10 protein-coding genes are annotated in these 12,393 nt (G+C 76.6%); 4 read left to right on the top strand and 6 right to left on the bottom strand.

Annotated features, from left to right (window positions below; genetic code table 11):
• Positions 1–123: 123 nt before the first annotated feature.
• The 3 genes from ACIA8Q_RS25055 (at position 124) to ACIA8Q_RS25045 (ending at position 3,575) form a co-directional block, all read left to right on the top strand.
• Entirely contained in the window at positions 124–1,089 is a 966-nt protein-coding gene (locus ACIA8Q_RS25055; RefSeq protein WP_396317707.1) for a helix-turn-helix domain-containing protein, read from the top strand.
• Positions 1,090–1,300: 211 nt separating this feature from the next.
• On the top strand, positions 1,301–2,353 hold the full coding sequence (locus ACIA8Q_RS25050; RefSeq protein ID WP_396317706.1) for an alpha/beta hydrolase: 1,053 nt from the start codon (positions 1,301–1,303) through the stop codon (positions 2,351–2,353).
• A 196-nt stretch (positions 2,354–2,549) separates the two neighbouring features.
• On the top strand, positions 2,550–3,575 hold the full coding sequence (locus ACIA8Q_RS25045; RefSeq protein ID WP_360209597.1) for a helix-turn-helix domain-containing protein: 1,026 nt from the start codon (positions 2,550–2,552) through the stop codon (positions 3,573–3,575).
• Here the strand turns inward: ACIA8Q_RS25045 and ACIA8Q_RS25040 are convergent.
• The 6 genes from ACIA8Q_RS25040 to ACIA8Q_RS25015 all read right to left on the bottom strand — a co-directional run bounded on the left by ACIA8Q_RS25040 (position 3,572) and on the right by ACIA8Q_RS25015 (position 11,125).
• On the bottom strand, positions 3,572–5,857 hold the full coding sequence (locus ACIA8Q_RS25040) for a helix-turn-helix domain-containing protein (RefSeq protein WP_360209599.1): 2,286 nt from the start codon (positions 5,855–5,857) through the stop codon (positions 3,572–3,574). The genes ACIA8Q_RS25045 and ACIA8Q_RS25040 overlap by 4 nt on opposite strands.
• A 124-nt stretch (positions 5,858–5,981) precedes the next feature.
• The gene (locus tag ACIA8Q_RS25035) at positions 5,982–6,725 is read right to left on the bottom strand and encodes a YoaK family protein (RefSeq protein WP_360209602.1); all 744 of its coding nucleotides are present in this window, start codon (positions 6,723–6,725) and stop codon (positions 5,982–5,984) included.
• On the bottom strand, positions 6,706–7,230 hold the full coding sequence (locus tag ACIA8Q_RS25030; protein WP_360209604.1) for a DoxX family protein: 525 nt from the start codon (positions 7,228–7,230) through the stop codon (positions 6,706–6,708). Before ACIA8Q_RS25030 ends, ACIA8Q_RS25035 begins: the two co-directional genes overlap by 20 nt.
• 59 nt (positions 7,231–7,289) lie before the next feature.
• Positions 7,290–7,952, bottom strand: a complete 663-nt coding sequence (locus ACIA8Q_RS25025; RefSeq protein ID WP_396317705.1) for a hydrolase — start codon at positions 7,950–7,952, stop codon at positions 7,290–7,292.
• 84 nt (positions 7,953–8,036) lie between these two features.
• Positions 8,037–9,914: an amidohydrolase gene (locus ACIA8Q_RS25020; RefSeq protein ID WP_360209776.1), complete on the bottom strand. Its 1,878-nt coding sequence runs from the start codon at positions 9,912–9,914 to the stop codon at positions 8,037–8,039.
• A 374-nt stretch (positions 9,915–10,288) separates the two neighbouring features.
• The gene (locus tag ACIA8Q_RS25015) at positions 10,289–11,125 is read right to left on the bottom strand and encodes an alpha/beta hydrolase (RefSeq protein ID WP_360209610.1); all 837 of its coding nucleotides are present in this window, start codon (positions 11,123–11,125) and stop codon (positions 10,289–10,291) included.
• Between the two features lie 233 nt (positions 11,126–11,358).
• Between ACIA8Q_RS25015 and ACIA8Q_RS25010 the strand changes: the two genes are divergently transcribed.
• Positions 11,359–12,348: a hypothetical protein gene (locus tag ACIA8Q_RS25010; RefSeq protein ID WP_387905474.1), complete on the top strand. Its 990-nt coding sequence runs from the start codon at positions 11,359–11,361 to the stop codon at positions 12,346–12,348.
• Positions 12,349–12,393: the final 45 nt, after the last annotated feature.

The raw sequence follows: 12,393 nt of genomic DNA, 5'->3' as shown, positions 1-12,393 counted from the left end.
CTCCCCGTGCACCGTGCCCGGCCCCGGGGCGCACCGCCGCGACGGGGCAGTCAGATGACCTAACCCGGCGTCCGACCCGCGGAGCAGGCTGGCCGCGCAGGGCTTCGGGGAAAGGGCGGCCGGGTGGGCTGGCAGGTGACGACCGCGTCGGTGGCGGACGGTGAGAAGGCGGCGTTCTGGGGCGAGGCGGTGTCACGGACGGTGGTGCCGGTGGAGGTGGTCCCGCTCGCCGCGCGGCCGTTCGACGGCCGTCTGGCGTCGCACCGGCTCGGGTACGTCCGGGTCTCCACGCTGGAGGCGGACGCGGCGCGGGTGTCCCGGACCGCCGGCCTGATCGCCCGGTCGCGGACCGAACCGCAGGTGGGCGTCGGGGTGCAGGTGTCCGGGCGGGCCGTGCTGGAACAGGACGGCCGACGGGCCGAGGTGGCCGGGGGCGGGCTGGTGCTGTACGACACCGCGCGGCCCTACTCGCTCGACTATCCGGAACGCTTCCGCACCCACCTGTTCCACCTGCCGCGCCGGCTGCTGGGGGTGTCGGAGGGGGAGCTGCGGCAGGTGGCGGGCACGGCCGTCACGCCCGGCGAGGGGTGCGGCTCCGTCCTGCTGCCCTTCCTGGGCACGCTGGCGGCGTCCGCCCACTCCTACCCCGCGCCGATCGGCGACCGGCTGGCCGGCAGCGTGGCGGACCTGCTCAGCACGCTCGTCGGGCAGCTGACCGGCCGGGCGGTGGAGGAGCCGGAAGCCCCGAACGACCACCTGGTCCGCCGGATCCGCGCGCACATCGACCGCCACCTGCAGGACCCGGGGCTGTCGCCGGAGAGCGTCGCGGGCGCCCACCACATCTCGGTGCGCTACCTGCACCGGCTCTTCGAGGGCGAGGGGCTGACGGTGAGCAGGTTCGTCCAGCGGCGCCGGCTGGAGGCCTGTGCCGAGGAGCTGGCCCGCCGCGGGCGCACCGCGCCGACCGTCTCCTCCGTGGCCCAGCGCTGGGGCTTCGTCAACCCGGCGCACTTCAGCCGGGCCTTCCGCGCCGCCTACGGGGTGTCGCCGCGCGAGTGGCGGGCGACCGGGGGCGGCACGGCCGGCTGACCGGTCGCACGCCGACGGCCGCCCCCCGGTCCGCCCCGGCGGGAAATCCGTGCGCGGACAGACCAGGCGGGGCGGCCCGCCCGCAGTACGGTCGAGCGGCGCGTCGGCGGCGGGGGCCGCGGGCCGACGCCCCGCCCGGTGCGCACCGGGCTCCGGCCGTGGCGCCCGTCGGGCGCGGCGGCGTCCATCCGTCCACGCCAGGAGATCAGCGTTGTCCGACACCACCACCCCCTCGCACGGCGGCCGACCGGTGCTCGACCGGGCGCTCCAGGAGTTCCTGGACGCCCGGGCCGGGCGCCCGGCGGCGGAGCTCCCGGACCTCGGATTCCTGGCCGTGGCGGACGGCCCGGCCCCGACGCCCGGTCCGACGGCGGGGCCGGCGTCATGGCCGGGGGAGCCGGCCGGGCGGCTGCCGGGGGACGGCGGAGCGGACGACCCGTACGGCACCACCACCCGCTGGTTCGAGCTGCCCTGCGGGCCGACCGGGCGGGTGCGCGTCCAGGTCACCAGACCGGCCGGCACCGTCGAACCGAGCCCGGTGGTGCTCCTCCTGCCCGGCCTCGGCTGGGCGCTCGGGGACGCCGCCTCCTACCGCCGGCTGATCACCGAGTTCGCCCTGGGCGCCGACGCCGCGGTGGTCTACGTCGACTACGCCGCCGCCCCGCTCGCCCGCTACCCGGTGGCCGTCGAGCAGTGCCACGCCGTCGTCCGCTGGATCCACGCGCACGGCGACCTGCTCGGCCTGGACGGGCGGCGGATCGCCGCGGTGGGGGACTCGGCCGGCGCCAACCTGGTGGCGGCGCTGACCCTGCTCGCCCGCCGGCACGGCGACGCCCCGCTGCTGCACCAGGTGCTGGTCTGCCCGGTGACCGACGCCGACCTGGACACCCCGTCCTACCACCGCTACGCGACGGGCTACTTCCTGCACCGCGACCACATGCGCCGCTTCTGGGACGCCTACGTCCCGGAGCCGGAGCGGCGGCTGGAGCCCACCGCCGCCCCGCTGCGGGCCGGGCTGGACCAGCTCGCCGGGCTGCCCCCGGCGCTGGTGCTCACCGCCGAGGCCGACGTCCTGCGGGACGAGGGGGAGGCGTACGCGGCCAGGCTGCGCGCGGCGGGCGTCCCGGTGGTGGCGACCCGCTACCAGGGCGCGGTGCACGGCTTCCTGCTGCTCGCCGGCCACTGCCCCACCGGGACGGCCCGCGCGGCGCTGATCCAGGCCGTCGACACGGTGCACGTCGCCCTGCACCGGCACTCCTGGTGACGACCCGCCGGGCCGGCGGGGGCGTTCCGGTCCGGGCGGCGGGCGAAGTTCCTCCTGTTGTTCCTCCTGGTCCGGGGCACCGCTGCGGGGTGTGATGGAGGAGCCGGCGGGCGCGGTCCCCGCGCCCGCCGCCCTCCCCGCCCGTGCCGCCGGACCGGCTGGTCCGACGTGCCCGACAGCCGTCGTAGGAGCGTTGATGACTGTCGTCCTCGACACCGCCCCGATCCCGCCCGCCGAACGCGCCGAGTACTGGCACGAGGCGGTCTCCCGCACCTTCATCCCGCTGGACGTGTCCCTGCTCGAGGCCGAGCCCGCGGCCGCGACCATCACCAGCCGGCGGCTGGGCGCACTGCAGGTCTCCCGGGTGCGGGGCGGCCCGCAGCGGGTGGTGCGCAGCGCCGGCCTGATCGCCCGGGGCGGTGAGGACCACATCACGCTGGCCCTGCAGCACCGCGGCCGGGCCCGGCTGCTCCAGAACGACCGCCAGGTGCCGCTGGACCCGGGCACCTTCGCGATCTCCGACGCCGGCCGGCCGTTCGTCAAGGAGCTCCCGGAGCACTTCGAGTTCACCGCCTTCCACTGGCCGAGGACGGCGGTCGGCGTCTCCGACGAGGACCTGCGGGTGCTCACCGCGACGGCCTTCGACGGCTCCGCCGGCACCGCCGGGCTGGTGGCCGCCTACCTGGAACGGCTGGCCCGCTCGGCCGGGGAGCTGGAGCCGGCGGTGGCCGGCCGGCTCGCCACCACGGCGCTGGACCTGCTGGCCGTGCTGGCCCAGGAACGCCGCGGCCGGTCGGCCCCGCCGGCCCCGGAGGCGGCGCTGGCCACCCTGGCGCGGATCAAGGACCACATCCTGCGCCACCTGGGGGACCGCGACCTCGGGCCGGAGCGGATCGCGGCCGCCCACCACGTGTCGGTGCGCTACCTGCACAAGCTCTTCCGCTTCGAGGGCGTCACGGTGGTCCGCTGGATCCAGCGCCAGCGGCTCGACATGTGCCGGCGCGACCTGGCCCGCCCGGCCGCGGGGCGGCCCACCGTGGCGGCGGTCGCGGGCCGCTGGGGGTTCGTCAGCGCCAGTCACTTCAGCCGGGCGTTCCGGGCCGCCTACGGCGTCTCGCCGAGCGAGTGGTCGGCGAGTACGGCGGCGGAACCCGCCCTGCGGGCCGGGCTGCCCCGCCCGGTGGCCGGGCCCGGCGCGCCCACCCGCCGGGACGGCGCTTAGGGACGGTCGGTCCAGTCGGCGAGCAGGGCCGTGGCCTCGGCCTGCCGGACGGTGTCGCCGGCGGTTTCCGCGGCCGCCCGGGCCTCGCGCGCCGCGGCGACCGCGCGGTCCCGCTCGCCGAGGGCGTCCAGGGCCCGGGCCTGCCCGACCGCGGCGATGCCGGTCAGCATCGGGACGCCGACGCGGTCGCTCACCCGGCGGGCCTGCGTGAAGGCGGCCTCGGCCTCGGCCGGTCGGTCGAGGCCGAGCAGCGCCCGCCCCTTGCCGATCAGCGCGTTGGCCGTGGTGAAGTCGACGATGTGCGCCGCGCCCGGCGCGGTGGCGGGGTCGGCCAGCAGCCCGAGGATGGTGTCGGCGGTGGCCAGCGAGTCCGCCTCCGCGCCCTGCCGGTGCTGGGCGGCGGAGAGCGCCATCAGCGCCTGCGGGTGGCCCTCGCGGTCGCCGGCCGCGGCGAACAGCTCGGCGGAGTGCCGGGCCCGCCGGACCGCGGTGTCGAGGTCCCCGAGCCGGTTGGCGGCGCTGGCCGCGTAGAAGCGCGCCCAGGCCTGCTGGACGGTGTCCCCCGCCCGGTCGGCGAGGTCCGCGGCCTGGCCGGCGGTGGCGAGCGCCTCGCGGGGGCGGCCCAGGCAGGAGAGTTGCGCCCAGGCGAGGTAGTTGGTGTGGGTCGCCTCCGCGGCGGTGTCGCCGAGCGCGCGGGCGGCGGTGCGGGAGAGACCGAACACCTCGGGCCAGTGCCCCCAGTACGTCCAGCGGTCGGAGAACCAGTGCATGGACTCGGCGGTCCGCACCACCTCGGGGTGCCGGCCCTCCACCGCGGCCCGCCGCAGTGCGGCGAGCCAGTTGGCGCTCTCCGCCTCCAGCCACAGCTGGGCGGCCCGCGGCGTGGCGAAGGCGCTGCCGGGCCGGGGGCCGTCGGGCTGGAAGCACTGGCCCGCGGCGGCGGCGGTGTCGAGCAGCCAGCGGTGCAGGGCGGTGTCGGCGGCCAGGCGCTCCTGCGCGCCCTCCTCCTCGTCGAGCCGCTCGCGCGCGTAGAGGCGGAGGAGGTCGTGGAACAGCATCCGGTCGCCGGCGGTGGTGCCGAGCAGGCCGAGTTCGAGCAGTTCGTCCAGCATCTCCTCCACCGGGCCGGGGCGCAGACCGGTGAGCACGGCGCCGGCGGCGGCGTCGAAGTCCGGGCCGGGGACGAGGGCCAGGCGGCGGAACAGACGGCGCTCGGGCTCCCCGAGCTGCTCGTAGGAGAGCCGGAAGGCGGAGCGGATCCGCAGGTCGCCGGCGGCGAGGCGGTGGAGCCGCAGGTCCTCGTCGTCGAGGCGGTCGGCGAGGTCGCGGGCGTCCCAGGCGGGCCGGCTGAGCAGCCGGTTGCCGGCGATGCGCAGGGCCAGCGGCAGGTGTCCGCACAGGTCGGCGACCCGGGCCAGGGCGGCGGGGTCGGCCGGGTGGCCGCCGCCGGCCGGCCGGTCGTCCCGGGCCGGGTGGTCGTCGCGTTGGGCGAGGATCGCGCCGAGCAGGGTGGTGGCGGACTCGGCGGGCAGCGGCTCCAGGACGAGGCGCCGGGCGTGTTCGATGCCGGTGAGCGAGCGGCGGCTGGTGACCCAGACGGTGCCCCGGCCGGGCCCGGGCAGCAGGGCGCGCAGCTGGCCCTCGTGCGCGGCGTTGTCCAGGACGACGAGGGCGTCCCGCTCCCGCAGCAGGCCGCGGTAGAGCGTCTGGCGTTCGGCGGTGTCGACCGGGAGGTCGCGTTCGCGCACCCCCAGGGCCCGGAGCAGGCTCGCCAGGGCGTCGTGCGGGGGGACCGGGTCGGTGTCCAGTCCGCGCAGGTCGAGGAAGAGGCAGCCGTCGGCGAAGCGCTCGCCGAGGGCCCGGCCGGCGTGCAGGACGAGTGCGGTCTTGCCGAGGCCGGGGGCGCCGGAGACGATCGACACCCGGTGCGCCCGGGGGTCGGTGGTGGTCCGGGCGAGCCAGTCGGTCTCGGTCGCACGGCCGGTGAAGTCGGGTACGGCGGGCGGGAGTTCGCAGGGCCGGGCGGTGACGGCCGGCTGCCGCCGGCGGCCGGAGCGGGCGGCGGCGAGCAGGGCCGCGGCGTCGTCCGGGGGGAGGCCGAGGGCGGTGGCGAGGGCGTCGACGGTGCGGGGCTGGGGGCCCCGGCTGTGGCCGCGTTCCATGTCGCCGATGGCTCGCGCACTGACGCCGGAGCGCTCCGAGAGCTCCTCCAGGGTCAGCGTGGCGGCGTGCCGGTGGGCGCGCAGCAGCGGCCCCAGGGCCTGCGGCGCCTGCTGGTCCATGAACCCCCCAACTGTTGAAAGATCATCATACAGAGGGGTATGGGCGGTTGTGCCGCGGCGACGACGGGGGCACACCGCTGAAGGACCGCCGCCTGGCGGCCCTTCAGCGGTACCGACCCGCGGCTCAGGCCACCGGCGGCGCCCACGGGGCGTCGGGGGCCGAGACTCGGTGGGCCGTCACGGCGGTGGCCAGCAGCAGCGCCGAGGCGAGTCCGAGGGCCGCCACCAGCAGCCCGTGCAGGACGAGGACCCCGCCCGCGACGCCGCCGAGCATCATCGCCAGCGCGGAGAGGATCCGCCGGCCCGGGCGGGGCGCGCCGCCCCCGGCCGGAGCCGAGTCGGCGGCGAGCCCGGTCAGCGTCAGGGTGAGCACCGTGGTCGTCAGGTCGGGCACGCCCAGCCGCCGGGCCACCGCGTTCTGCAGCCCCATGCCCAGCCCCAGCAGCACGATCAGCGCGTACCCGGCGCCGCCGGACGCGGTGGCCCCGGTGCCGGAGGCGGCCGCCGTGGCGGTGGCGGCGGCGGCCAGGACGGCCTGGACGGCGGCGGCCCGGGCCAGCAGGCGCCCGCGGTGCGCCGCCAGCCGGGTGCCGAGCCGGCCGCCGGTGAGCGCACCGGTCAGGAACGCCGCCAGCGAGACCAGCGAGGCCGGGACGGACAGCCCGGAGGCCCCCGCCAGGGCGAACCCCAGGAAGACCACGTTGCCCGTCATGTTCGCCACGAAGACGTGCCCGAGGCCGAGGTAGCTCACCGCGTCGACCAGACCGGTGGCCACCGTCAGCAGCAGCATCAGCGGCGGCAGCGGGCCGTGCCGGTCCGCCCGGGGCGGCCGCACCGTCCGCAGCGCGTCAGCCAGCAGGGCGCGCACCGGCGGCCGCCTCCTCCCCGGTCGGGGGGCGGTGCAGCACAGCCCGGGTCAGCAGGCCGCTGGCGAGGCCGAGGGCGACGGCCAGGGCGGGCAGCCAGAGCGGCCACCCGGGCAGGCCGAGCGCGTGGTCGGCGGACCACCGGCCCGGGCCGGTGAGCGCCAGCGAGCCCGTGACCACGACCAGCACCAGCGGGTACTCGTAGCCGTCGTCCTGCACCCAGAGCCCGTTCGGGCGCTTGACGGTGATCGCCACCGTCATCACGCCGATGGCGACCATGGCCGCCAGGGGCGTGAGCGCCCCCAGGGCCAGGAACAGGCCCGAGCCGATCTGGCCGGCCCCCGCGGCGAGCGCGGTGAGCGGGCCGCCGAGGAAGCCGTCGTGCCGGAACTCCTCCGTCCCGCCCGCCAGGCCGTGGCCGCCGAGGCGGTGGCTCACCTTCTGTACCCCGTGCCCGGCGATGAGCAGGCCCACCACCAGCCGGAGGACCAGCAGTCCGGTATCCATCGTGTCCGCTTCCTGTTCCTGTCCCTGGTTCCTGATCGGGTGTCGCGCGCCGGCGGGGCTCAGCCCGCCGCGTGCGCCCCGATGACGGTCTGCGCGTAGACGACGCCCAGGCCGTACGCGCCGGCGTGCTCCTTGACGACCTCCATGACGGCGCCGTACGTCTCCGCCCGGGCCCAGTCGCGCTGCAGTTCCAGCAGCACCTGCACCCAGGTCACCGGGACGGCGCCGCCCTGCGTCATGCGCTGCACGGCGTGCTCGTGGGCCTGCGGGGAGACGCCGCCCGAGGCGTCGGTGACGACGTACACCTCGTAGCCCTGGGCGAGCATGGAGAGCACCGGCAGCACCAGGCAGACCTCGGTCCACAGGCCGGCGATGACGACCTTCCCGCGGCCGGTGGCCTTGACGGCGTCGACGACGGCCTGGTCCTCCCAGGCGTTCATCGAGGTGCGGTCGAGGACCTCCGCGTCGGGGAAGACGGCGGCCAGCTGCGGCAGCAGCGGGCCGGAGAAGGACTCGGCGGCGACGGTGGTCAGCACCACCGGCACGTCGAAGGCCCTGGCGGCCTTGGCGAGGCCGACCGTGGCGTTGATGATCGCGGTCCGGTCGCCGCTGCCGGTGCCGAAGAACATCTGCGGCTGGTGGTCCACGAAGAGGACGACGGCGTTGTCGGGGGTCAGCAGGTCCGGGCTCGGGGTGGCGCTGACCTGGTTCGCGTCGAACATGGGGGTTTCCCTTCGGTCGGGGGAGCCTCCACGCCGGTGGGGTGGAGGAGGTCGGGGTGGGGCGGTCCGGGGAGCCGGACGGCGTCAGAGCAGGAAGCAGGGGTCGAACGGCTGGGCGTGCTCCGTCAGGTCGCCGCGGTCCGCGCGCCACCGGCGCTGCAGCTCCGACTCGGCGACGACCTGTCCGAGCAGCTCCGCCTGGCGGGCGCCCGCGCCGCTGGTGCCCGGGTGGTGGGCCTGGTAGCCGCCGAAGCGGGCGACCGGGCTCCAGTCGGGGCTGACCGGCGGGAGCTCCTCCGCCATGCCCTCGTACTCGGCGGCGGCGTGGACGATCCGGCCGCCGACGACGGTCAGCACGGACTCGATGTGCGGGATGTCCGGCTCGGGGACGGTGAAGTAGTCCGCGGAGAGCACCGCGAGGTCGGCGTAGCAGCCCTCCCGGAGCACGCCCTTGACGTCCTGCTCGCCGGTCAGTTCGGCGCCGGCCCTGGTGTACAGGGCGAGCGCGGTCGCACGGTCCACCCGGTTCCGCGGCGGGCGCGTCGCCTGCCCGCCGACGGTGCGCCCGGAGACCAGCCAGTGCAGGGCGACCCAGGGGTTGTAGGAGGACACCCGGGTCGCGTCCGTCCCGGCGGCCACGGTCAGGCCGCGCTCCAGCATGGCTCGCAGCGGCGGGGCCCCGGCGGCGGCGTCGGCGCCGTACCGGCGGGCGAACGCCCCGCCCTGGAAGGACAGCCGGTTCTGCACGGAGAGCGAGCCGCCGAGCGCCGCGATGCGGTCGAGGCTGTCCGGGGAGACGGTCTCGGCGTGGTCGAAGAGCCACCGGTTGCCGGCGGGGAAGAGCCCCTCCGCGGCGAGCCGTTCGAACACCGCGAGGTCGCGCCGGATCGTCTCGTCGTAGGTGGCGTGCAGCCGGAAGCCCCAGCCGTGCTCCATGAGCAGGCGGACGGCCTTCTCGAACTCGGCTTCGTAGGGGCCGAGTTCGGGCCGCGGCTCGGCGAAGTTCTCGAAGTCCGCGGCGGCCCAGGTGAGGTTCTCGCCGGCCCCGTTCAGCCGCAGCCAGGCGTCGCCCTCGCCGGGGCGCACGGTCGCGACCCAGCGGGCCAGGTCGTCGAGCTCCTGGCCGGGGGTCTGCGGGAACAGGTGGTAGGCGATGCGCAGCGACAGCAGGCCGTCCCGGGCCAGTTCGGTCACCGTGCCGTAGTTCTCGGGGAAGTTCTGGAAGCCCCCGGCCGCGTCGATCGCCGAGGTCAGCCCGAACCGGTTCAGCTCGCGCAGGAAGTGCCGGGTGGAGGTGCGGCGGTCCTCGCCCTCCAGGGCCGGGGCCTTGGCCAGGGTGGAGTAGAGGACGAGCGCGCTCGGCGCCGCCAGCAGCACGCCGTTGGGCTCGCCGCCCCGGCCGCGGACGATCTGGCCGCCCCTGGGGTCGGGCGTGTCACGGGTGTACCCGACGGCCCGCAGCGCCGCGCGGTTGAGGATCGCCGACTGGTAGAGGTGCAGCACGAACACCGGGGTGTCCGGCGCGGCCTCGTTCAGTTCGGCGGGCGTGGGCAGCCGCTTCTCGGCGAACTGCTCGGCCGACCAGCCGCCGACGACCCGCACCCACTGGCCCGCGGGCGTGCGGGCGGCCTGCTCGCGGAGCATCGCCAGGGCCAGGCGCAGCGAGGGCACGCCGTCCCAGCGCAGTTCCAGGACGTAGTTGAGGCCGCCCCGGATCACGTGCAGGTGGGCGTCGTTGAGGCCGGGCACCACCCGGCGGCCCAGCGCGTCCACCACGACGGTGGACGGCCCGACCACGGCGGCGACGTCGGCGTCCTCGCCCACGACGGTGAACAGCCCGTCGCGGACGGCCAGGGCGCCCGCCTGCGGACGGCGGGCGTCCCCGGTGTGGATCCGCGCGTTGCGGACGACGACGTCCGCGGCGGCCTCGACGGCGCGCGGGACGAGCCCGCTGACCGGCATTGCAGGCACCTCGACTACCTCCTGTGGTGGCTCCGGACCGCCGGCCCGGGCGCGGGCGGCGGTGGTGGCGGCCGGACGGGCCGGGATGTACGGGGGCGGCCCGTCCGGCCGCCTGACTTGACGTTAAGTCGGCTCCGCACAACGGAGTTGGCGCTCCGTGCACCGCCCCCGTCCCCGGAGCGCACCGGTCCCGGCCGGGGTGCGCGGGCCGGCCCGTGGGAGCCCCGGGAACGCGACGGAGCCCCGTACCGGGCGTCCTCGGGGGGACGTCCGGTACGGGGCTCGGGGCTCGGCCGGTCGGGGTGCGGCGGGGGCGGTCGGCGGGCCCGCCCGTGCGGTGACGGGGCCGCGGGGGAGTCACCCCGCCGCGGCGGTCACTTCGCCAGGAAGGCCAGCAGCGCCGCGTTGACCTCCTCGGCGTGGGTCCAGAGCAGGCCGTGCGGCGCGCCCTCGATCTCCACGTACTCGGCGGAGGGGAGCGCCCGGTGGAACGGGCGGCCGGTGTTCTCGACCGGCAGGATGCGGTCGCCGGTGCCGTGCAGGATCAGGGCGGGCACGTCGACGCGCGGGATGTCCGCCCGGAAGTCGGTGTACCAGGTCGAGGGCGCGGCCGAGGCCGCGAAGGAGCCGCCGCTCGCCGCGGTGTTCCAGCTGTTGCGGACGGCCTCCTCGCTGATCCGGCTGCCGAGGTTCTCGTCGAGGTTGAAGAAGTCCTGGAAGAAGTCGCGGTAGTAGGCGTAGCGGTCGGCCTTCACCGCTGCGACGACGCCGTCGAAGAACTCCTTCGGGGCGGCGCCGTCCGGGTTGTCGTCGGTCTTGAGCAGGCAGGGCTCCAGGGAGGCCAGGAAGGCGACCTTGGCGATCCGGTCCGAGCCGTGGGCGGACACGTACCGGGCGACCTCGCCGGTGCCCATCGAGAAGCCGACCAGCACGGCGTCCCGCAGGTCCAGCGTCTCCAGCACGGTGTGCAGGTCGGCGGCGAAGGTGTCGTAGTCGTAGCCGGTGGTCGGCTGGGAGGACCGCCCGAACCCGCGGCGGTCGTAGGTGACGACCCGGTACCCGGCGTCGAGCAGGGCGGCGCTCTGCCGCTCCCAGGAGTGCCCGTCGAGGGGGAAGCCGTGGATGAGGACGACCGGCTGACCGGAGCCGTGGTCCTCGTAGTAGAGCTCGATGGCGGCGGTGTTCTCCTGGCCGACGGTGATGAACGGCATGGTGCGTGCTCCCTCGGGGACGGGGTGGGGTGGTGACGCGCTCCACGCTAGGAGCGGGCGGGCCGGGCGGTTTGCCCCTGAGGGAACGGCCTGTGCTCCCGGAGCGCCGTGCTGCCGGGGCCGCCCGACGCTCCGTCGGCCGGCGTCGGAAACGGGTGTCGCCCGGGGCGCCGGAACTCCAGAATGGGAGTCGGCTTCGAGGCGGGGGGACCTCTGTGGAGTGGTGGTTGGGGATGGGCGGGGCACTGCTGCTCGGGGTGGTGACCAACCTGGTCTACGACTTCGCCAAGTACGGGGGCTCGCGGGTGCCGCTGGCCCGGGTGCGGCGGGCGAGCCTGACACCGGGGGCGCGGGCGCACGACCCGGAGGCCGACGGGCTGGTGCCGCTGATCACCTGGTCGGCGACGCGGCCGCTGTCGCCCGCGACGCTGGTGACGGACTACGGCGGCCGGGTGGAGCGCCCGCACGCGCTGTCCACCCCAGCCTGGCGGGACGAGGTGGACCGGCAGCGCGCCGCCGGGGCGGCCGGGCGGACGGCGTACGTCTCGCGGCTGACGGTCGATCACGGCGAGCACAGCCGGGCCCGGGTGTGCGAGGTGCGGATCGCGGAGAGCGACTACGCGGAGTGCATGGCCACGACCCGGCTCGGCCGGGAGGACGCGGACTCGGCGCGGCGGGTGCGGGAGGCCCTGGAGCTCGGCCTGACCGGGTTCGTGGCCGTCGCCCCGCCGACCATGGTCAGCGCCTGCGTCGCGGTGCGGGACCGCGCGGGCCGGTTGCTGCTGCTGCGGCGCTCGCTGGCGGTGAACACCTTCCCGGCGCAGTGGACGGTCGGCATCAACGAGACGATGAAGTACCGGGACGAGCCCGGTGCGGCGGAGGACTTCTACGGCCTGGTGCACCGCGGGCTGGAGGAGGAGCTGGGGCTGCGCCCGGAGGACGTCGGGCCGCCGGTGATCAGCTGGCTGGGCTGGAGCGCGCCGGCGTCCTGCTTCACCCTGGTCGCCACCGTCCGCTCCGGGCTCGACGCCGCCGAGATCGACCTGCGCCGCGAGGCCTGCCACAGCACCTTCGAGCACGACATGGCGGCCTGGGTGCCGTTCACCCGCAAGGCCGTGTCGGCGCTGGTGGAGGGCGGCGAGTGCCCGGACGGCTCGCGGCGGTGGTCCTACCTGGCGCCGTTGGTCGCCCGGGAGGCGTGGCGGGCCGCGTCGGTCCGCTGAGCGCGGCCGCGGCCCGGGTTCCTCCTCGAACGCAGGCCCGGGCGG

The organism is Kitasatospora sp. NPDC051705 (assembly GCF_044453265.1).
Classification (GTDB): Bacteria; Actinomycetota; Actinomycetes; order Streptomycetales; family Streptomycetaceae; genus Kitasatospora.
The sequence above is the reverse complement of the archived record's forward strand: the minus strand, read 5'-3'. Positions and strand labels throughout refer to the sequence as shown.

Bases quoted from the DNA above. Each gene is read 5' to 3' on its own strand.
- ACIA8Q_RS25030 (WP_360209604.1), bottom strand. From the start codon at position 7,230: ATGGATACCGGACTGCTGGTCCTCCGGCTGGTGGTGGGCCTGCTCATC.
- ACIA8Q_RS25045 (WP_360209597.1), top strand. From the start codon at position 2,550: ATGACTGTCGTCCTCGACACCGCCCCGATCCCGCCCGCCGAACGCGCC.
- ACIA8Q_RS25040 (WP_360209599.1), bottom strand. From the start codon at position 5,857: ATGGACCAGCAGGCGCCGCAGGCCCTGGGGCCGCTGCTGCGCGCCCAC.
- ACIA8Q_RS25010 (WP_387905474.1), top strand. From the start codon at position 11,359: ATGGGCGGGGCACTGCTGCTCGGGGTGGTGACCAACCTGGTCTACGAC.
- ACIA8Q_RS25025 (WP_396317705.1), bottom strand. From the start codon at position 7,952: ATGTTCGACGCGAACCAGGTCAGCGCCACCCCGAGCCCGGACCTGCTG.
- ACIA8Q_RS25015 (WP_360209610.1), bottom strand. From the start codon at position 11,125: ATGCCGTTCATCACCGTCGGCCAGGAGAACACCGCCGCCATCGAGCTC.
- ACIA8Q_RS25020 (WP_360209776.1), bottom strand. From the start codon at position 9,914: ATGCCGGTCAGCGGGCTCGTCCCGCGCGCCGTCGAGGCCGCCGCGGAC.